This is a genomic window from Thermostichus sp. MS-CIW-26 (genome assembly GCF_054059115.1).
This window is the reverse complement of sequence record NZ_JBSSBV010000003.1, coordinates 34,813-54,676: the sequence shown is the minus strand read 5'-3', so window position 1 is coordinate 54,676 and position 19,864 is coordinate 34,813. Positions and strand designations below refer to the sequence as shown.

Here is a 19,864-nt window from a genome sequence, read left to right as displayed (position 1 = left end):
CCTGCTCCAGCCCTGGGATCGCTCCGCCGGATCTTGAAAAACTTAAGCCTGCTGCTCCCCAGGGATCCCTCGATTCAGGCGATCCAACACCTGCAACTGTCGGTAGAGCATTTCAACCCGTGGCAGATGGATCCCAGCTTGTCGAGCGTACTGCAGTGGGTTGCCGAAGATCACCTGCAGTTCCAGAGGACGTTTGCGCTCATAGTCGATTTTCATGCTGGTGCGGTAGGGGGCCATTTTCTCGGTATTGGTGAGCATTTCTTGGATCAGGGAGTCGGGAAGCAGGCGATCACAAGCTGCAGCTCCCTGTATCACCTCCTGCATCAGCGTTTCCGCCAAAGCACGGGCCTCAGGGTCTCGAATCATTTGCTGAGTATCGGCATTGAACACCACCGAGAGGCCGTTGAAGGGAATATTCCAGACCAGTTTCTGCCAGCGGGCCAACATCAAATCTGGTGAGAGCGAAGTCGGGATCCCTGCCCGTTGAAAATCGGCTTGAACTTGTTGAAGGCGGGGCGTGATCCCTTGGGGGGCATAGCCAGGGCCGTACTCTGCCAGCAGCACCGAACCGTAATCCAGATGGTGAATGTGGCCGGGGCCAACCTTATTGGAGCTGATGAAGCAGAGGCCCCCCATGACCCGCTCTGGGCCAACGCAATCGGCAATCTCGGGTTCCACCCCCAGCCCGTTTTGCAACAAGATCACCACGCCATTCTCGGCCAACACAGGCGGGATCAAGTGCGGCAGAAGCGCATTTTGGGTGGCTTTCAAAGCCACGATCACGCCTTCGCAAGCCGGCATGTCCTCCACGGCTGCGTAGGCATTCACCTGGGGCAAATGAAAATCCCCCCAGCAGGACTGCACCCAGAGGCCGCTTTGGCGAACATGGTCATAGTCGCTGTGCAGCAGAAAATGCACCGAAAAGCCCGCCTGTTGCAATTTCGCCCCATAAAATCCTCCCAAAGCACCCGTACCCAAAACAGCGTAACGGCGAGTTTCCGGCAACCGAGGCATGGCAGTGAGTTTCGGCAGGTCATCCCCAAAATACCGCACCCCAGCGCTGGCTCAGGACTTGATCTTTGCCGTTTTGTCTATCAACAGCACCCGATCTTCCGCATCGGTTTCCCGCAGATGGACTCTCACCGTTTGCTCCGGTTCTGTAGAAAGCTGACAACCGCAGTAATCGGGCTGGATGGGAAACTGTCGGTGACCCCGGTCGATCAACACCGCCAATCGCACCCGTTCCGGTCGCCCAAAGTGGTTTAGAGCCTCCAAAGCTGCTCGCACGGTGCGACCGCGAAAGATCACATCATCTACCAGCACCACCTCTTGGCCGGTCAGGTCACGCGGCATTTCGCTGCGATCGGGGGTGCGCAACCCGCCGGCGCTCAAATCGTCGCGGAAAAAAGTGATGTCCAGCTCCCCCACTTGGGGCGGGATCCCCAGCAGAGTGGCAATCCGATCCCGCAGGCGGTAGGCCAGGGGAACTCCCCGGGTGCGAATGCCGATCAACGTCAACTTTTGGGGGTGGGGGTGATCCCTGCCGATCGCCTCTGCCAGACCCTCGATTAGCCCGGCCAACTGCTCCGCATCGAAGACCTCGATCTCGGACATGGATCCCTGTCGCCCCCTCGCCAATCGCGGATCTGGTCTGTAGAAGACTTTAGTAGAAGACTTTAAGATAGCCCAACCTGCCGGCGGGATCCCTATCCGGTAAGATAAAACCAGAAGCAATTCCCAAGCCATGGAGGTTTCCTTGAGGGAGGGATCCACGATGTCTGTTGCTTGGCTGGCTTCGGTTCTGGCGAGGCGGTCTTGGCTGAGCCGTTTCCTGCGGGGGATGGTGCTTTGCGGGCTGATACTGTGCCTGGGGGTTACTCCGCTGGGATCCCCGGCCCAGGCAGAGGACTACACCAAACGAGATCTGCAGGGGGTGAGCTTTGCAGGGCAAGACCTGAGCGGCTGGAAGTTTCTCAAGGCCAACCTGCGCCAAAGCGATCTCAGCCACGTGAAGGCGGCAGGGGCAAACCTATTCGGGGCCAATCTCAGCAAAGCCAACTTGCGCGGGGCCGACCTGCGGGGGGCCACTTTGGACATGGCCAACTTACAGGGTGCGGATCTGCGAGAAGCGCAACTGCAGGACAGCATGATGTGGCTGGCCCGAGTCGAAGGGATCCAAATTGATGGGGCCGATTTCACCAATGCCTTAATACGCCAAGACGCCCTCTCCATCCTCTGTGAACGGGCCACCGGCGTTAACCCTGTAACCGGTCGGGCCACCCGCGACACTCTTGAATGTGACTGATCCTCACCCCCGGCTCTTCTCCCAGAGGGAGAGGGGAGATAGGCAGCAGAACCCATCGCCTCACTGCCCTCTGGAATCCGGATTTTAGGAGCTGGGAGCGGCTGCCTCAGAACGGGCGGGCTTGCGTTGAAACTGGCTGAGCAGCGAATTCCAGGCCAAGCGGGCCATCGACAACAGCCAATTGCCCTCCAACTCCCTAAACAGATCCATGTTCAGCTTGAAGGCATAGTTGGCCTCTGCCACAATGCGGTCGATGGTGGTTTGATCCAGCTCCAACGCATCCAGCTGGGCGCGGTAGCGCTGCTTGAATTTGCCCTCATGAGGGATCTGCTCGAAATCGTAGAAGGCCGTTCCTTCCCCCTGCGGCAAGCCCATGGCCCGGCGGGCAATGTTTTTGAGGATTTGACCGCCCGACAGGTCGCCGATGTAGCGGGTGTAGGCGTGAGCGATCAGCAGAAGCGGATCTTTTTCCACCACTTCCCGAATGCGGTTGACATAGACCTGGCAGGCAGGGGAGGGCTTGACCACAGCGCGCCAATTGGGGCCGATAAAATAATTCAAGTCCTTCTCCAGGCTGGTCTTGCGCCACAGCTCCGGGTAGTAGAACCGGCCCACCAGCGGGTGCTCTCGCAGTTGGGCAAAGCCCTCTTCCAGAGCACTGTAGACAAAGTAGAAATTGCCCACGTAGCGGCTGTAGGCCCGCTTATCCACCACTCCCTTCAGGAAACACTTGATAAAGGCCATGTTCTCGGCCATGGTGTGGGACTGCTTGGTGCCCTCTCGCAACTGGGCCGACAAGCTGTGGTCCCGGTTATACAGATCACTTTTTTTATTCTGATTGTTCTGACTTTGACTCACAAAACCCTCCTCGCCAACAAACTGTGCTTCATTAGATCACCCGCAGATCACCCGCAAGCCATCCCGAGGTTCCCCCAGCCTGAGAAGCTTTGTAAACCCATTCCCGATCCTTTCTCATGATTGATGGCTCCGCGTCTTGCCCCCTAGCCTGCATCAACAGCGTGCATCTCAAAAGCGACAAAGACCGGCGCCGCGTCCACCCTGGCGACCGGCTGAGCCTGTCAGAACCACCCCTCCGATCCCCACGGTCGACCGGAAATCCGAGCTGGAGCAGCGGATGATCCGTAAAAACGGTCAAAGATTAGAATAATCTGCCTGAGTGTGAATGGATGTGAACAATCCTTAAGGCACGGTGGGAATCGTCCCTGCTCCGGCAGCCAAAAGGGGATCCCCAGCGGTTTTGCCGAGATTTTCCAGGTGCGCCCCCACGGGATCCGGACAGTCCCTCGGCCTTTGTAACGTTCGTTGACGATCGTTGGCGGGGTTTCTATAATGAGAAGCCTGACTGCAGCGCGACCCCTCCCGAGCAACGCATGACACAATTAGCAGTGCCATCCCCTGTCGCTCCTACCTTTCCTGACCTGGTGGAGATTCAGCGGGAGAGTTTCTTGTGGTTTTTGCGAGAAGGGTTTGAAGAGGAGCTTCTCAGCTTTTCCCCCATCGTCGATTACACTGGTAAGCTGGAGCTGCACTTCCTGCCTGAATATCGCCCTGGGGATCCCTCCAAAGGGTACAAGATCAACCGCCCCCGCTACGACCCCGAGGAGGCCAAGCGGCGGGATGCCACCTATCAAGCGCAGATCCGGGTGCCCACTCGCCTGATCAACAAAGAGACCGGCGAGATCAAAGACATGGACGTCTTCATCGGCGAACTGCCCTTGATGACGGATCGGGGCACCTTCATCATCAACGGCGCCGAGCGGGTGATCGTCAACCAAATTGTGCGCAGCCCCGGCGTCTATTACAAATCGGAGCTGGACAAAAACGGGCGTCGCACCTACAGCGCCAGCCTCATCCCCAACCGCGGTGCCTGGCTGAAGTTCGAGACCGACAAAAACGGCCTGGTGTGGGTGCGCATCGACAAAACCCGCAAGCTCTCGGCGGCAGTTCTGCTGAAAGCCTTGGGCCTGAGCGACTCCGAGATTTACGACAACCTGCGCCACCCCGAATTCTTCCAGAAAACCATGGAGAAAGAGGGGCCCTACACCGAAGAAGAAGCCCTAATGGAGCTGTACCGCAAGTTGCGGCCCGGGGAACCCCCCACCGTATCGGGTGGCCAGCAGTTGCTGGAATCCCGCTTCTTCGACCCCAAACGCTACGATTTGGGCCGGGTAGGGCGCTACAAGCTGAACAAAAAGTTAAATTTGAACGTAGCCGAAAGTGTGCGGGTGCTTACCGTCACCGACATTTTGGCCGTCATCGACTACCTGATCAATTTGGAGTACGACATCGGCCATGTGGACGACATCGACCACCTGGGCAACCGCCGCGTGCGCTCCGTGGGCGAGCTGCTGCAAAACCAGGTGCGGGTGGGCCTGAATCGCCTGGAGCGGATCATCCGAGAACGGATGACAGTCTCCGAGTCGGAAAACCTCACCCCGGCCTCTTTGGTCAACCCCAAACCCTTGGTGGCGGCCATTAAGGAGTTCTTCGGCTCCAGCCAGCTCTCCCAGTTCATGGATCAGACCAATCCCCTGGCGGAGCTGACCCACAAGCGCCGGTTATCTGCCCTGGGCCCCGGCGGCCTAAGTCGGGAACGGGCCGGCTTTGCGGTGCGGGATATCCACCCCAGCCACTACGGCCGCATCTGCCCCATCGAAACTCCAGAAGGCCCCAACGCCGGGTTGATTGGATCCCTGGCCACCCACGCCCGCGTCAACCAGTACGGCTTTATCGAAAGCCCCTATTACCGGGTCGAGAACGGCGTGGTGCGCAAAGATCTGGGCATGGTCTACCTCACTGCCGATGAAGAGGACGAGTACCGCGTGGCCCCGGGGGATGTGCCGGTGGATGCCGAGGGCCGCATCACTGCCGACTTGGTGCCGGTGCGCTACCGCCAAGAGTTCACCACCGCCCACCCCACAGAAGTGCACTACGTCCAAGTGGCGCCGGTGCAGGTCATCTCGGTGGCCACCTCCTTGATCCCCTTCCTGGAGCACGATGACGCCAACCGTGCCTTGATGGGAGCAAACATGCAGCGGCAGGCGGTGCCCCTGCTCAAGCCGGATCGGCCCTATGTGGGCACGGGCCTGGAAGCCCAGGCGGCACGCGACTCCGGCATGGTGGTGGTGTCGCGCACCAATGGCGTGGTGACCTATGTCTCTGCCGACGAAATCGTGGTGCGGCCAGACGACGGCGGGGATCCAATTGTCTATCGCCTGCAGAAATACCAGCGCTCCAACCAAGACACCTGCCTCAACCAGCGTCCCCTTGTCTATACGGGGGATCGGGTGGTGGCTGGCCAGGTGCTGGCGGATGGCCCGGCGACCGAAGGGGGCGAGTTGGCTTTGGGCCAAAACGTGTTGGTGGCCTACATGCCCTGGGAGGGCTACAACTACGAAGATGCCATCTTGATCAGCGAGCGGCTGGTCTACGACGATGTCTTTACCTCGGTACACATCGAGAAGCACGAGATCGAGGCCCGGCAAACCAAACTGGGCCCTGAGGAGATTACCCGCGAAATCCCCAACGTGGGGGAAGATGCCCTGCGGGACCTGGATGAGAACGGCATTGTGCGCATTGGGGCTTGGGTGGAGGCCGGCGACATTTTGGTGGGCAAAGTCACCCCCAAAGGGGAGTCGGATCAGCCCCCAGAAGAGCGGCTATTGCGGGCCATTTTCGGGGAAAAGGCTCGGGATGTGCGGGACAACTCGCTGCGGGTGCCCAACGGCGAGCGCGGTCGGGTGGTGGATGTACGCATCTTTACCCGCGAACAGGGGGATGAGCTGCCTCCCGGCGCCAACATGGTGGTGCGGGTCTACATTGCCCTCAAGCGCAAAATCCAGGTGGGGGACAAGATCGCGGGCCGTCACGGCAACAAAGGCATCATCTCCCGCATCTTGCCGATTGAGGACATGCCCTACCTAGCGGACGGCACACCGGTGGATGTGGTGCTCAACCCCTTGGGGGTGCCTTCCCGGATGAACGTGGGCCAAGTGTACGAGTGCCTGCTGGGCTGGGCAGCAGAACATCTGGGAGTGCGCTTCAAGCTGATGCCCTTTGATGAGATGCACGGTTTAGAAGCCTCCCGTCTGACGGTGGAGGCCAAGCTGAGGGAAGCCCGAGAGAAGACCGGCAAGGACTGGATCTTCAACCCGGAAGGCAAGTACTGCGGCAAAATCCAGGTGTTTGATGGTCGCACCGGGGAGCCCTTCGACCAGCCCGTTACGGTGGGCCGCGCCTACATGCTGAAGCTGGTGCACTTGGTGGACGACAAGATCCACGCTCGCTCCACCGGCCCCTATTCTTTGGTGACCCAGCAGCCGCTGGGGGGCAAGGCGCAGCAGGGCGGCCAGCGCTTTGGGGAGATGGAGGTGTGGGCTTTGGAGGCGTTTGGGGCGGCCTACATCCTGCAGGAGCTGCTCACCGTCAAGTCCGACGACATGGTGGGGCGCAACGAGGCTCTCAACGCCATTGTCAAGGGCAAGCCGATCCCTCGACCCGGCACGCCGGAGTCCTTCAAGGTGCTGGTACGGGAGTTGCAGTCCCTCTGCCTGGATGTGTCGGTACACAAGGTGGAGGTGGACAGCGAAGGGCAAACCCACGATGTGGAAGTGGATCTGATGGCCGATACCTCCAACCGTCACACTCCCTCTCGACCCACTTATGAATCGGTTACGGCTGAGGATCTCTCGCCATCACCCGCCTTTACCAGAGTGCTCCGCACCGCTGACGCGAATGCCAGCCGTAGCCGTGAGGAAGATGAGGACGGAGAAGAGGAAGAGGACTTTTGAGTGTTGAGAGGGCTCCGTGCCGCTGACGCGAACGTGACGGGGATCCCATTCAACCCACGAAGGAGGGTGGGGCTTCCCTCTCCTTTGGGTTCAGCAAGCCAGGAGGAAAACGGCGATGGCCAAAACAGAGCAACGCTTTGACTATGTCAAAATCGGCTTGGCTTCTCCAGAACGGATCATGGAGTGGGGCCAGCGCACCCTGCCCAATGGTCAAGTGGTGGGGGAAGTCACCAAGCCCGAGACCATCAATTACCGCACCCTCAAGCCGGAGATGGATGGTCTTTTCTGTGAGCGCATCTTTGGGCCGGCCAAAGACTGGGAATGCCACTGCGGCAAGTACAAGCGGGTACGGCATCGGGGGATCGTCTGCGAGCGCTGTGGGGTGGAGGTGACCGAGTCGCGGGTGCGCCGCCACCGCATGGGCTACATCAAGTTGGCTGCCCCCGTCACCCACGTTTGGTATTTGAAAGGGATCCCCAGCCACATCGCCACCCTGTTGGATATGCCGCTGCGGGATGTGGAGCAGGTGGTATACTTCAACGCCTACGTAGTGGTGGATCCGGGCAATGCCCAGAATCTCTCCTACAAACAACTGCTGACGGAGGATCAATTCCTCGAGATCGAAGATCAGATGTACGAGGAGGGATCCGAACTGCAACTGCCGGAGAACTGGGCGATGATCGGGGCGGAGGCCATCGAGCGCCTGCTCAAGGATATCGACCTGGAAAAAGAGGCGGAGCAACTGCGGGAGGAGATCACCACTGCTCGCGGCCAAAAGCGGGCACGCCTGATCAAGCGGCTGCGGGTGATCGACAACTTCATCGCCACCGGATCCCGTCCGGAGTGGATGGTGTTGCGGGTGCTGCCGGTGATCCCGCCGGATTTGCGTCCCATGGTGCAGTTGGATGGGGGCCGCTTTGCCACCAGCGACCTCAACGATCTCTACCGTCGTGTGATCAACCGCAACAACCGCCTGGCCCGGCTGCAGGAGATCATGGCGCCGGAGATCATTGTGCGCAACGAAAAGCGCATGCTCCAGGAGGCGGTGGACGCGCTGATCGACAACGGTCGGCGGGGGCGCGTAGTGGCGGGGGCCAACAACCGTCCCCTCAAGTCCCTCTCCGACATCATCGAGGGCAAACAGGGGCGCTTCCGGCAAAACCTGTTGGGCAAACGGGTGGACTACTCCGGGCGTTCGGTGATCGTGGTGGGGCCCAACCTGCGCATGCACCAGTGTGGCCTGCCCAAAGAGATGGCCATCGAGCTGTTCCAGCCCTTTGTCATCCACAAATTGATCAAGCGGGGCATTGTCAACAACATCAAGGCTGCCAAAAAGCTGATCCAGAGCAATGACCCACAGATTTGGGATGTGCTGGAAGAGGTGATCGACGGCCACCCTGTCTTGCTCAACCGCGCTCCCACGCTGCACCGCCTCGGGATCCAAGCCTTTGAACCGATCCTGGTGGAGGGAAGGGCGATTCAACTTCACCCTCTGGTTTGCCCCGCCTTCAATGCTGACTTCGACGGCGACCAGATGGCGGTGCATGTGCCCCTGTCGTTGGAAGCCCAGGCGGAAGCTCGCCTGCTGATGCTGGCCACCAACAACATCCTCTCCCCGGCCACCGGCGCTCCCATCATCACCCCCAGCCAAGATATGGTGTTGGGGTGCTACTACCTGACGGCGGACAACCCCCACGCGCCAGATATTGGCGATCGCTTCTTCGCCAGCTTGGAAGATGCTCTCATCGCCTACGACCGCGGTGCTATCGGCCTGCACAGCAAGGTCTGGGTGCGCTACCACGGCCCGATGGAGTTGGGCAAGGGCGAAAAAGAGTCCGAGCCGCAAATCATCGAAGAACCGGGCGGCATTCGCCTCAAGATCACCAACTACCGCCGTATCCGCGAGGATCAAGACGGCAACGTGATCAGCCAGTACATTCGCACCACGCCGGGCCGGATCATTTTTAACAAGACCGTGCAAGATATTTTGTCTGCGTAGTTCATCCTCTGCCGTAGGACGGCTCTTCTCTCCCCTCTCTCCTCTTCTCTCTAGCGAGGCATCATGAGCGAAAAAGGACGATTTTCCGCTGGCCTGGCGCGGCAGGCTGCCGACGGCAACAAAGCCGACACCCCCTTGCCCCCTGTGCCCTTTCGCAACTATCAAATTGGCAAAAAAGAGCTGCGCAACCTAATTGCTTGGTCTTTTGCCCGCTACGGCACGGCCCGCACTGCTCAGATGGCGGATGCTCTGAAGACCCTGGGCTTCAAATACGCCACCCAGGCAGCCGTCTCCATCAGCGTTGAAGACCTGCGCGTTCCCCCCAGCAAGCGGCAGTTGTTGGCACAAGCGGAAGCCGAGATCGAGGCGGCCACCGAGCGCTATACCCGTGGAGAAATCACAGAGGTGGAGCGCTACCAAAAGGTGATCGACACCTGGAACCAGATCAACGACCAGATCAAAGAGGAGATGCTCAACAACTTCCGGCAGAACGATCCCCTCAACTCCGTTTACATGATGGCCAACTCGGGGGCAAGGGGGAACGTCTCCCAGGTGCGCCAGTTGGTGGGCATGCGCGGCCTGATGGCCAATCCCCAGGGGGAGATCATCGATTTGCCCATCAAAACCAATTTCCGCGAGGGCCTGACCGTTACCGAATACATCATCTCTTCCTATGGGGCCCGCAAGGGCTTGGTGGATACGGCCCTGCGCACCGCCGACTCCGGCTACCTCACCCGCCGTTTGGTGGATGTGTCTCAGGATGTGATCGTGCGGGAATCTGACTGCGGCACTGAGCAGGGCATCCTTCTGGAATACCTGATGGACGGGGACAAGGTGGTGGTGTCTCTGGAGGAGCGCTTGGTGGGCCGAGTGTTGGCGCGCGACGTGGTGCATCCACAAACCCAGGAGATCCTCGCCCGCCGCAACCAAGAGGTGGATCACGACTTGGCTAGAACCATTGCAGAGGCTGGCATCCGCCAGGTGATGGTGCGTTCTCCCCTCACCTGTGAGGCCAACCGCTCCGTGTGCCGGATGTGCTACGGCTGGAGCTTGGCCCATTCCCGCTTGGTGGATCTGGGGGAAGCGGTCGGGATCATCGCCGCCCAATCGATTGGGGAGCCGGGCACCCAGTTGACGATGCGCACCTTCCACACGGGAGGCGTGTTTACAGGGGAGGTGGCCCGCCAAATTCGCGCCCCCTTTGCCGGCGTCGTGCGCTTCCCGAAAAACCTGCGCACCCGCCCCTTCCGTACCCGCCACGGCGACGATGCTCTACAAGTGGAGGTAAACAACCAAATCATCTTGGAAGGCCCAGACGGTCAACGGGAGTCCTTCGACATGACCCAGGGATCCACCCTGCTGGTGCGGGACGGAGCCCAGGTGCAGCGGGATCAGTTGATTGCAGAGGTGTCCCTGGCCAAGGCCAGCCGTAAGAGCACCGAGAAAGCCCAGAAAGAGGTGGTGGCCGACCTGGCTGGAGAAATTCGCTTTGCCGATCTGCCCATCGAGGAGAAGACTGACCGCCAGGGTAACACCACCTACACTGCCCAGCGGCAGGGATTGATCTGGGTGATGTCTGGACAGGTGTACAACCTGCCTCCGGGGGCCGAGCCGGTGGTGAAAAACGGGGATCGGGTGCAGGCGGGGGATGTGATCGCCGAAACCTCGCTGGTGACGGAGCATGGCGGCATTGTGCGGCTACCGGAGCGCAGCGACACCAGAAGTGGGCGCGAGGTGGAGATCATCAACGCTTCGGTGGTGTTGCGGGAAGCACGGGTACGGGTGGAATCCCACCAGGGGCGGGAACAATTTTTGCTGGACACTTCCAGTGGGCAGACCTTTGTTCTCAAGGCTACTCCGGGCACCAAAGTGGGCAACGACGAGGTGGTGGCGGAGCTGATCGACAACCACTTCCGCAGTCAGACGGGAGGCTTGGTGAAGTTCGCCGGCATTGAGGTGGCACGGCGCGGCAAGGCCAAGCAAGGTTACGAAGTCATCCAGGGCGGCACCCTGCTGTGGATCCCAGAAGAGACCCACGAGGTGAACAAGGACATCTCCCTGCTGAACGTGGACGATGGCCAGTATGTGGAAGCAGGCACTGAGGTGGTGAAAGACATCTTTTGCCAGAATGCCGGTGTTGTCGAAGTCATCCAGAAGAACGACATTCTGCGGGAGATTGTCATCAAGCCGGGATCCCTGCATCTGGTGGACAACCCCGCCGACTTGGAAGTGAAAAGTGGCACCCTAATCCAGCCAGGGCAACCGGTGCTCAGCAGCATCGTTCCCGACCGACTGGTCTACCTGGAACACGTGGAAACTCCCGAAGGCCCAGGCTTGCTGCTGCGTCCGGTGCAGGAGTACGAGATCCCCGACCGGCCCTTGGTGCCCACTCAAGAGTCCACCAGCGAGTCCGGTCGCTCCATTCGTCTGCGGGCGGTGCAGCGGGTTCCCTTCAAAGATGGGGAGCGGGTGAAGTCGGTAGGCCCTGTAGAGCTCCTGCGCACCCAACTGGTGCTGGAAATCGATACCGACGCCCCACAACTGAAGGCCGATATCGAGCTGATCCAAGATGAGAAGGATCCAGATATTCGCCGCCTGCAACTGGTGATTCTGGAAACCCTGTTGCTGCGCCGCGACGTGGAAGCGGATCTGACGCAGGGGAGTACCCACACGCGGCTGTTGGTGAAGGAAGGAGACTCCATCGCCAGCGGAGATGTTATCGCCCGCACCGAAATCCAAGCCAAAAAGGCCGGGATCGTCCAAGGGATCCGCCAGGGAGCGGAGGTGGTACGGCGGGTGCTGGTGATTACCGACGACGATCTGGTGCAGGTGCCCCTGACGGGCCCAGCCAATGTGGAAGTGGGGGCGCTGGTGCGGGCTGGGGACGAGCTTGCTCCCGGGATCCCTTCTCCACAGTCAGGACAGGTAATGCAGATAACGGACGGCCAAGTCCTGTTGCGGATGGCGCGGCCCTACTTGGTTTCTGCGGGTGCCATTCTGCAGGTACGAGATGGCGATCTGGTGCAGCGGGGGGATTCCCTGGCCCTCCTGGTGTTTGAGCGGGCCAAGACGGGGGACATCATCCAGGGTCTGCCGCGGATTGAGGAGCTGCTGGAGGCCCGCAAGCCCAAGGAAATGTGTGTGCTGGCCAAGCGGCCCGGCACCGTTCAACTGAGCTGGCGGGGAGAGGAGCCGGATTTGAAGGTCATCGAAGCCGATGGCACGGTTAGAGACTATCCTGTGCTGCCGGGGCAGAGCTTGATCGTGGTAGATGGACAGCCGGTGGGGGTGGGGGATCCCCTTACCGATGGCCCTGCCAACCCCCACGACCTCTTGGAGATCTACTACGAGTACCATCGCCAAACCTTGGGAGATGACCAAGCCGCACGGTTGGCTCTGCGGGAGGTGCAGCGCTTCTTTGTCAACGAAGTGCAGAACGTCTACCGCTCCCAGGGGGTGGAGATCTCCGACAAACACATTGAGATCGTGGTGCGCCAGATGACCTCCAAGGTGCGGGTGGATGATGGTGGCGACACCATCCTGTTGCCGGGGGAGCTGGTGGAGTTGCGGGAAATCCAGCAGATCAATGCCACCATGGCCATTACCGGAGGGGCGCCAGCCAAATATACGCCCGTCCTGCTGGGGATCACCAAGGCCAGCTTGAACACTGACAGCTTCATCTCGGCGGCCAGCTTCCAGGAAACCACCCGCGTGCTGACTGAGGCGGCCATCGAGGGCAAATCCGACTGGCTGCGCGGGTTGAAAGAAAACGTGATCATCGGGCGCTTGATCCCGGCAGGCACGGGCTTCACCACCTACGAGGAGATTGCCGCCGAGCCGGAGCCTGACGAAGAGGAGGAAGAGCCTGCGGTGTTGCCGGAGCTGCCGCCTCGTTTGATCTTGGAAGATGATCAATTGATCGACGATTCCACCCCTGCCTTCGACGAGCTAGAGGAGGATGACGACGAGGAGGAGTGAGGCGCTGGGTCTCCAGGATTGGGCCACTTTGCAAACTGAAATCGTCAGTTGCTGCCGCTGCCCCCGCTTGGTGGCCTGGCGAGAGTCAGTCGCCCTTCAGAAGGTGGCCCGTTTTCGGGAGCAGTCCTACTGGGGCAAGCCCGTTCCGGGATTTGGGGATCCGCAGGCGCGGCTGTGGGTGATCGGGTTGGCGCCGGCAGCCCATGGGGGCAACCGCACCGGGCGCGTGTTTACCGGGGATCCCAGCGGGGACTGGCTGTTTCGCGCCCTGTACCGAGCCGGGTTTGCCAATCAGCCCACCTCTACCCACCGAGAGGATGGCCTGCAATTGCAGGATTGCTACATCTCGGCAGTGGTGCGCTGTGTGCCCCCGGAGAACCGCCCCACCGCCATAGAAGCCAAGACCTGCCTGGGCTACCTGAAGCAAGAGCTGGAGCTGCTAACCCAGGTGCGAGTGATCCTGACGTTGGGGCATTTTGCCTTCCAACACGCTCTGACGCTCTTGCCACCTCTCAGGCCCCGTCCCCGCTTTGGCCACAACTGCGTTATTCCCCTGGCAGAGGGTCGCTATTTGCTGGCGTCTTACCATCCCAGCCGGCGCAACACGGCCACACGGCTGCTGACGGAGCCGATGTTGGATGCCGTTTTCGCGCAAGCCCAGCAGTTGCTGTCTGGTAAGCCAGCCCGACCGGCTGAGGATTAGGCGGGTTGCCAAGATTCGAGGCGATAGGCACTGTCCCAAAACAGCCATTCCAACCGGGAGGCAGTGACAAAAGCTGCCCTCATCTTTTCCCGCAGCGGTTCTGTAGCCTGCTGAGCGACGGAGTCGGTGATGTCCAAAGCCTGCTGCACCACTTGGGCAAATTCTTCCCCGGCGTAGGTGTCGATCCACTGTTGGTAGGGATTGTCAGGCTGCGCGGTGCGATAGATGGCGGATCCCACCTCTCGGTAGATCCAAAAGCAGGGCAGCACAGCGGCAATGGCCACCTCATAGGGATCCACAGCCGCCGCAGCCAACAAAAAACGGGTATAGGCGAAGCAGGCAGGGGCATAGGCTGTTTCGGGTTGAATGTCGTAGAGGCGAAAATAGCTTTCGTGCAGGCTGCGTTCGGCCACAATGGCTCCCAGGGCAAAGTTCAAGAAACTCACCACCTGCTCAGCCCCTTCGGAACGAGCTCCAATCAAGGCCAGGGCGCGGGCAAAGTCGGTGAGATAAAGAGCATCCTGCTGCAAGTAAAACTGGAACCGCTGCCGCGATAGGCTGCCCGCTGCCAACTCTCGGTTGAAGGGGTGATCGAGGATTTGCTTGTAGATGGGGTAAACTACCCGACTCCGACCGCTAAAGCAGTACAGGGCGGGCTTTCGGTAGCCCTGAGCCTGCTCTGCCCTACCAGAGAACAAAACAGGCCCGAACCTCTAGGCTGGTTTACAGCAGCCCCCAAGAGCGCAATTACGTTTGCACCATTAAGGTCCATTGTACTTCATCAAAGCGCATTCCTCCCAACACTGAACCTACGGGTACAGTGCGGGGCTCCTGCGATTTCTAGCTGACCAGGGCCAGCACCTCTGCTGGGGCTGAGGCTTTCTTCATTTTGAATCTCAATTAGGCTTCGGGCATGAGGGGGCGGAACCCATGCTTGCGGGAAAGCTGCCCGATCAGATCCAATTTCTCAAGGGTGATCAAATTACGGCCCCAACTGAAATTGGTGTACAGCCCCTCAAACTCCAGCAGCATGGATTCAGCAAAGCAGGCAAAAAGCTGACGGGCCGGGTTGGCCACATTCAAAAACTGCATGATGTTCCATTCAATATCCAAAGAGTGCTCCACCATCCCCCCGTCAATGACGTAGAGTCCCTTTCGCTGCAAGCTGGAGGCGATGTTCTTCGGGTAGCCACCGTCGATGATGACACAGGGATCCGGCAAAACTTGGGGATTGAGGGCCATGCCTTGGCTCATGCTGGCCACCCAAACGATAAAGTCAGCGCGGGGCAGGGCCTCTTCCAGCGAAGAGATCTCCCCCTGCTTGAGCTTGGCCTGCAATTCCTCCAGACGCCGTCGCTCTCGGGCGATGAGCAACAATTTGCCCAAGTGAGTGCGGGCCACCAACCATTGACAAATGGCGCTGCCGATATCTCCGGTCGCCCCCACCACCGCAACCGTAGCGGCTGCCAAGTCCATGGCGTAGCGCTGGGCCGCCAACTGCAGTTGCTGACAGATGATGTAGGCCGTGTGGGTATTGCCGGTGGTAAAGCGTTGGATCTCCAAGTCAATGTTGCGGACTCGCCGGAGACTGTCGAGGCGAAAAGTCTCAAAAATGATGCTGCTAAATCCCCCCAAAGCCGTAATGTTCAAGCCGCGCCGCTGGGCTAGGGCCATGGCATTCAACACTTTCCGACAGGCGGCCTTTACCCGTCCCCCCGCCAACATCTCCGGCAAGAAACAGGATTCGACGTACTGCCCATAAATCTTTTGGCCGGTGATGCTGGTTACCGTGATCTCGTCCACCACCTGAGGGGGAGCCATGCACCAGAACTCCAGGTCGCTCTCCGCATATTCGGAATAACCCAGCTTGTCTGCCACCCGCTTCGCATGGGCCAGGCTGGTCAAGTGCCCGATCAGGCCGAACATAAAGGTTTACCCGCTTGGATAAGTAAACTACCCGACTCCGACCGCTAAAGCGTTACGGGGCGGGCTTTCAGTAGCCCTGAGCCTGCTCTGCCCTACCAGAGAACAAAACAAGCCCGGACCTCTAGGCTGGTTTACAGCAGCCCCCAAGAGCGCAATTACGTTTGCACCATTAAGGTCCATTGTACTTCATCAAAGCGCATTCCTCCCAACACTGAACCTACGGGTACAGTGCGGGGCTCCTGCGACTTCTAGCTGAGGTGGGTCATGCTGCCCGCAAACCCTGGGCTGAGAGGCGCATCACCTCGCGGGTGCTGAAGCCGATGTTGGCCAGCGCCTCGCCATAGGCAATCATAAAATCCTCGACGATGGCCTCGCGATCCATATAGATGGCTTCTACATCCTGGTCCACCTGCTGCAGCATCTGCCAGACCAAGGGCAGGTTCTGGGCGTTGGCCGCTTCGATCTGCCCTTTGACCTCGCCAAAATGCTCCCCTAGCCAGCGCTCTCCAAAATTGAGGTGCAGATATTCATCCTTGACCACCCCCTCGGTGATCTTGCGGGCAAACTCATCGGCGACGGGGATGTAAATGTTGTAGGCGGCAATGGCAAAGCATTCGATGATCAGCGACTGAATGACCAAGCAGGTAACTAGGTCTCCGGCTGCTGCCGCTTTTTGGAAATTGTTGCGCAAAGGGGCGAAGAAAGTGCGGGCAAACTCCCTATCCGGCTCTACCTGCAGGTTTTTGCCGCAGGATTGAAAGCCTTTCATGTGCCGCAATTCCATCTTGGCCAGCTTGTGCAGCTCCTCTGCCCCTTCCGGCAACATCTCGGCCAGCTTGAGGTAGTTGTCGTGGGCTTCTTGTTCCCCTTCGATCACAATGCCGTTGATGCGAGAGTAGGCCTGCCGGTAAACCGCGCTGCCATAGTCCAAGGTGGTGCCACCCTCATCGGCTAAAGGCTGGGGGGTATTGGGCAGGACGTTCACTGGGGCCATACTCATGCATCTCCTCTCGGTGTTGTTTGGGTGTTGTTGATTGTCTATGCTGACTCGACAATCGCCTCGATTGCAGTTGAATCGCTCTCTTAATCAGAATAGCTGTAGCTGCCGCAGAATTGGCGGGATTCCTTTTGCGGAATGATAGGGGTCTGCTAGGGTGAGGGTTCGAGTGCCGTTGTGGAGCCTGCTGTATGTCTGCTCTTGGGGATGGCCTGAACCAACTGCGCCAGTTGCTGGTGGAGCTGGAGGAACGATCCCTCGATCAGCCGATTGGCAGTGCCGAGGAGGTGTTGCAGGCCATTGAGCTAGCCACGGCTTTTGAGCTGTTTGAGGCGGAGAGCAGCGGTTTGCTGCTGCAGATTGTGGCCAATCTCTGGGATCGGGTACGGCAGCAGGATTTGTCTCCAGGGGAGATTCAGACGGTATCGGAGAAGTTGCGGGCGGTGGGCTATACCGATGCCGAAATTCAGGAGATCCTGGACTTGGAGCCGGAGGACTAGCCCCATTTCCCCCTCTAGGCTTGAACCATGCCCAGCTCCACCGGTGTAACACCCGCTTCCATCTGAGTGGTGGCGTCGTAGCAAGCCCCTCGCAGGTTGGCCAGCTTGAGTTTGCACCGGGCCAGAAGGGCTCCTCTCAAGTTGGCCCCGGTGAGATTGGCCCCTGCCAGGTCCGCTTGGCTGAGATCGGCTTCGCTCAAGTCCGCTTCCGCCAGGTTGGCCCCACGCAAGTTGGCTCCTTGCAATCGGGATCCCTGCAGCTTGGCTTTCTCTAGGTTGGCCAGCCGCAGGTTGGATCCCTGCAGATCCGCTTGGCTGAGGTCGGCGCCGCTCAGGTAGGCCCGCTCCAGGTTGGCAGAGGCCAGCTTTGCCTGGCGGAGAATGGATCCCCCCAAGTCGATCCCGGCCAAGTCGGCCCCGGCCAGATCAGCTCCGGCCAGTTGGCTGTTGCTGAAGTCGCGCTCACCGCTGCCGTAGCGTTGCAACAGGTCTGCTCCAGTTTCCACCATCGCTGTTTTCCACACCGGACGAATGGATCCTACCTAGGAATAGAAGGGCCGCCAAGAGCACGCTAGGATAGGCGCAAGCCGTTTTCCGGGATCCCCCCTTATGAGCTTGCCCCGTGTGCCCCGAACTCGACCTCGCCCCAAGCTGCGCTCGATCCCTCGCCGCCAAACCGAATCCGCCCTCTATGCCGAAATGCAGCAGCTCACTGTCGAAAAGCAGCGGCTCAACCAAGAGCTAGAGTTTATTCGAGAGCGGCAAGGGCAAATCCACGCGCGACTTCAGGAAATCGAGCAGGCCATGCAGCACCTTCAGCAGGAGGCAAAAGCCTTCCGGGATCCCGCTCCTGCCTCTGAACCCGCCCAGCTCAGATCCCGCCCTTCCCGCTTCCCGCCCATGACCTTCGAGTATTGAGGGATCCTATAAATCTCAAAGAAGACCCAAGATTCAAAGCAGACCTAAGCAACAAGTCAGGGGATTCTGTAGCCAACTTAACTATTTGCTGCTTATCTCAACCCGACTCCAGAATCTGGGCCAGCGAACAGCTGTTCTCAAGCTGGCTGCACAGTTACCTGAACTTCAGGCAAACACCACCGTTTTGTTGTGGTACACCAGCACCCGATTCTCCAGGTGATACCGCACTGCCCGTGCCAGGACTAGGCGTTCCATGTCGCGGCCTTTGCGGACGAGGTCGGCAACGGTATCGCGGTGACTGACCCGCACCACGTCTTGCTCGATGATCGGCCCTTCGTCCAGATCTTCGGTGGCATAGTGGGCAGTCGCGCCGATGATCTTCACCCCCCGTTGATGGGCGCGGTGGTAGGGGTTGGCTCCGGCAAAGGCGGGCAGGGTGGAATGGTGAATGTTGATGACCGGCGGGGCTTGGCGGAGCAGCGACCCACTCAAGACCTGCATGTACTTGGCCAACACCACCAGGTCAATTCGATATTCCTGCAGGAGAGCGAGCTGACGGGCTTCGGCTGCGGCTTTGCCCTCTGGAGAAACGGGGATGTGGTAGTAATCGATACCGAAGGAGCGGGCCACCGATTCCAGGTCGGGGTGATTGCTGATGATCAAGGGGATCTCGGCGGGCAGTTCTCCGGCCCTTTGCCGCCAGATCAGATCCAAAAGGCAGTGGCTTTGCTTGCTGGCCCACACTGCAATGCGACGGCGAGTGTCGGAAAAATGCAGTTCCCAGTTGGCTTGGATCCCACGGGCAATGCCTGAAAAGGCGGGGACAATTTCCGCTCGCTCCAGTTGGAAGCCCTGCAAGTCCCACTCGATGCGGCTCAAGAACAGTCCTGCCTCGGGATCCGTATGGTGATCGGCGTGAATGATGTTGCCGCCGTAGCTGTAGATGAAGCTGGAGAGCTTGGCTACCAGCCCTTTTTGATCAGGGCAAGATACCAACAGGGTGGCACTGGGCATCGGTAGACAACAGCCTCAACTTTGTGGGGACTGGCTCTCCCCAAGAGCAATCCATTCTCAATCTACCCGGTTGATCTCTTCCAATAGCCAGGGATCCACCGGCTGGCCATCCCAACGCTTCAAGTCGATGCGAATCCACATCGCCGCAGAAGAGCCGGCAGGGGGCAGTTCCTGGTGAAACGAGATCTCATAGTCAGACGGGTTTTGGCCATGCTGCCGCAGCCAGGTCTCCACCTTAGCAGGAGCAAAGTAGGACTGCCCTTGCTCGAACAGGCGCGTGATTTCCAGGCCGAAGCAAAGGGGGTTGAAGCGGGCCATAGGTTAGGCAGCGTCTGCTGTTTGAGCGTCGTCGGCTGCGGATGGGGGGGGAGCCATCTCTGAGGTGGGTGTATCGGCTGTGGCGACCGACTCGGCTTTGGGCTCAGCCGCGGCTGCTGTTCGGGAAGCCTTGGGAGTGGCAGCAGCCGTTGTCCCGCGGGTGGCTTTCTCCAGCTCTTGGGCCTCTTTGTTCAGTTGCGCCTCGAACTCTCTGGAAGCATCCTGCAGGCTGCGCAGGGTTTTGGCCAGCGTGCGACCAATCTCCGGCAGTTTGCGGGGCCCGAAAACCAGAAGAGCCACCGCAAAGATAACCAACATTTCCGGCAGTCCAACACCCAAAAAATTCATGAGCTTTGCAGAGTACGGTTTGCTCGGGAGCCCTTCCCTAGACTGAC

The 19,864-nt window shown here is 59.5% G+C and carries 17 protein-coding genes and 2 pseudogenes; 7 read left to right on the top strand and 12 right to left on the bottom strand.

The window, feature by feature from the left end; genetic code table 11:
• Positions 1-42 precede the first annotated feature (42 nt).
• Together ACVWZU_RS01960 and pyrR are read right to left on the bottom strand one after the other, a co-directional pair.
• Positions 43-1,014 (bottom strand): putative 2-dehydropantoate 2-reductase, encoded by a 972-nt coding sequence (locus tag ACVWZU_RS01960; protein ID WP_414373596.1) that lies wholly within the window; start codon positions 1,012-1,014, stop codon positions 43-45.
• Positions 1,015-1,065: 51 nt separating this feature from the next.
• Entirely contained in the window at positions 1,066-1,614 is a 549-nt protein-coding gene (gene pyrR, locus ACVWZU_RS01955) for a bifunctional pyr operon transcriptional regulator/uracil phosphoribosyltransferase PyrR (protein WP_457443166.1), read from the bottom strand.
• Positions 1,615-1,774: 160 nt separating this feature from the next.
• Between pyrR and ACVWZU_RS01950 the strand changes: the two genes are divergently transcribed.
• Positions 1,775-2,305, top strand: coding sequence for a pentapeptide repeat-containing protein (locus tag ACVWZU_RS01950; protein WP_414356737.1), 531 nt, complete (start codon positions 1,775-1,777; stop codon positions 2,303-2,305).
• Between the two features lie 84 nt (positions 2,306-2,389).
• On the opposite strand, the gene ACVWZU_RS01945 is transcribed toward ACVWZU_RS01950, so the two are convergent.
• Positions 2,390-3,103, bottom strand: coding sequence for a biliverdin-producing heme oxygenase (locus ACVWZU_RS01945; RefSeq protein ID WP_414351378.1), 714 nt, complete (start codon positions 3,101-3,103; stop codon positions 2,390-2,392).
• A 593-nt stretch (positions 3,104-3,696) separates the two neighbouring features.
• Here ACVWZU_RS01945 and rpoB point away from each other — a divergent pair.
• The 4 genes from rpoB (at position 3,697) to ACVWZU_RS01925 (ending at position 13,796) form a co-directional block, all read left to right on the top strand.
• A complete protein-coding gene (gene rpoB / locus ACVWZU_RS01940) occupies positions 3,697-7,116 on the top strand; it encodes a DNA-directed RNA polymerase subunit beta (RefSeq protein WP_457443070.1) in 3,420 nt (1,139 codons plus the stop codon).
• 115 nt (positions 7,117-7,231) lie between these two features.
• Entirely contained in the window at positions 7,232-9,115 is a 1,884-nt protein-coding gene (locus tag ACVWZU_RS01935) for a DNA-directed RNA polymerase subunit gamma (RefSeq protein ID WP_457443068.1), read from the top strand.
• 63 nt (positions 9,116-9,178) lie between these two features.
• On the top strand, positions 9,179-13,093 hold the full coding sequence (locus tag ACVWZU_RS01930) for a DNA-directed RNA polymerase subunit beta' (protein WP_457443066.1): 3,915 nt from the start codon (positions 9,179-9,181) through the stop codon (positions 13,091-13,093).
• A complete protein-coding gene (locus ACVWZU_RS01925) occupies positions 13,074-13,796 on the top strand; it encodes a uracil-DNA glycosylase (protein ID WP_457441572.1) in 723 nt (240 codons plus the stop codon). The genes ACVWZU_RS01930 and ACVWZU_RS01925 overlap by 20 nt, the downstream gene beginning before the upstream one ends.
• Here the strand turns inward: ACVWZU_RS01925 and tenA are convergent.
• The 5 genes and pseudogenes from tenA to ACVWZU_RS01900 form a co-directional block, all read right to left on the bottom strand.
• Positions 13,793-14,446: a thiaminase II gene (tenA, locus tag ACVWZU_RS01920; RefSeq protein ID WP_457443165.1), complete on the bottom strand. Its 654-nt coding sequence runs from the start codon at positions 14,444-14,446 to the stop codon at positions 13,793-13,795. The genes ACVWZU_RS01925 and tenA overlap by 4 nt on opposite strands.
• Positions 14,416-14,565, bottom strand: a pseudogene (locus ACVWZU_RS01915) (RNA-guided endonuclease TnpB family protein); the annotation flags it as partial. The pseudogene ACVWZU_RS01915 and the gene tenA, both read right to left, overlap by 31 nt.
• Before the next feature lie 131 nt (positions 14,566-14,696).
• Positions 14,697-15,722 carry a long-chain acyl-[acyl-carrier-protein] reductase gene (locus ACVWZU_RS01910; protein ID WP_457443064.1) on the bottom strand — a complete coding sequence of 342 codons (1,026 nt, stop codon included), beginning with the start codon at positions 15,720-15,722 and terminating at the stop codon, positions 14,697-14,699.
• A gap of 27 nt (positions 15,723-15,749) precedes the next feature.
• A pseudogene (locus ACVWZU_RS01905) lies at positions 15,750-15,899 on the bottom strand (RNA-guided endonuclease TnpB family protein); the annotation flags it as partial.
• Positions 15,900-15,984: 85 nt separating this feature from the next.
• Positions 15,985-16,716, bottom strand: coding sequence for an aldehyde oxygenase (deformylating) (locus ACVWZU_RS01900; protein ID WP_041436745.1), 732 nt, complete (start codon positions 16,714-16,716; stop codon positions 15,985-15,987).
• 194 nt (positions 16,717-16,910) lie between these two features.
• Between ACVWZU_RS01900 and ACVWZU_RS01895 the strand changes: the two genes are divergently transcribed.
• A complete protein-coding gene (locus ACVWZU_RS01895) occupies positions 16,911-17,219 on the top strand; it encodes a hypothetical protein (protein WP_414330858.1) in 309 nt (102 codons plus the stop codon).
• Positions 17,220-17,233: 14 nt separating this feature from the next.
• Here ACVWZU_RS01895 and ACVWZU_RS01890 read toward each other — a convergent pair whose 3' ends face one another.
• On the bottom strand, positions 17,234-17,728 hold the full coding sequence (locus tag ACVWZU_RS01890) for a pentapeptide repeat-containing protein (protein WP_414413465.1): 495 nt from the start codon (positions 17,726-17,728) through the stop codon (positions 17,234-17,236).
• A 100-nt stretch (positions 17,729-17,828) separates the two neighbouring features.
• On the opposite strand from ACVWZU_RS01890, the gene ACVWZU_RS01885 reads away from it, so the two are divergent.
• The gene (locus ACVWZU_RS01885) at positions 17,829-18,137 is read left to right on the top strand and encodes a gas vesicle protein GvpV (RefSeq protein ID WP_238376787.1); all 309 of its coding nucleotides are present in this window, start codon (positions 17,829-17,831) and stop codon (positions 18,135-18,137) included.
• A gap of 165 nt (positions 18,138-18,302) precedes the next feature.
• Here ACVWZU_RS01885 and purU read toward each other — a convergent pair whose 3' ends face one another.
• The 3 genes from purU to ACVWZU_RS01870 are packed head-to-tail and all read right to left on the bottom strand — an operon-like array spanning position 18,303 to position 19,787.
• A complete protein-coding gene (purU, locus tag ACVWZU_RS01880) occupies positions 18,303-19,151 on the bottom strand; it encodes a formyltetrahydrofolate deformylase (protein ID WP_457443062.1) in 849 nt (282 codons plus the stop codon).
• A 57-nt stretch (positions 19,152-19,208) separates the two neighbouring features.
• Complete coding sequence (locus tag ACVWZU_RS01875; RefSeq protein ID WP_414409269.1) at positions 19,209-19,469, bottom strand: hypothetical protein; 261 nt, start codon at positions 19,467-19,469, stop codon at positions 19,209-19,211.
• 3 nt (positions 19,470-19,472) lie between these two features.
• On the bottom strand, positions 19,473-19,787 hold the full coding sequence (locus ACVWZU_RS01870) for a TatA/E family twin arginine-targeting protein translocase (RefSeq protein WP_457394579.1): 315 nt from the start codon (positions 19,785-19,787) through the stop codon (positions 19,473-19,475).
• Between the last annotated feature and the right edge of the window lie 77 nt (positions 19,788-19,864).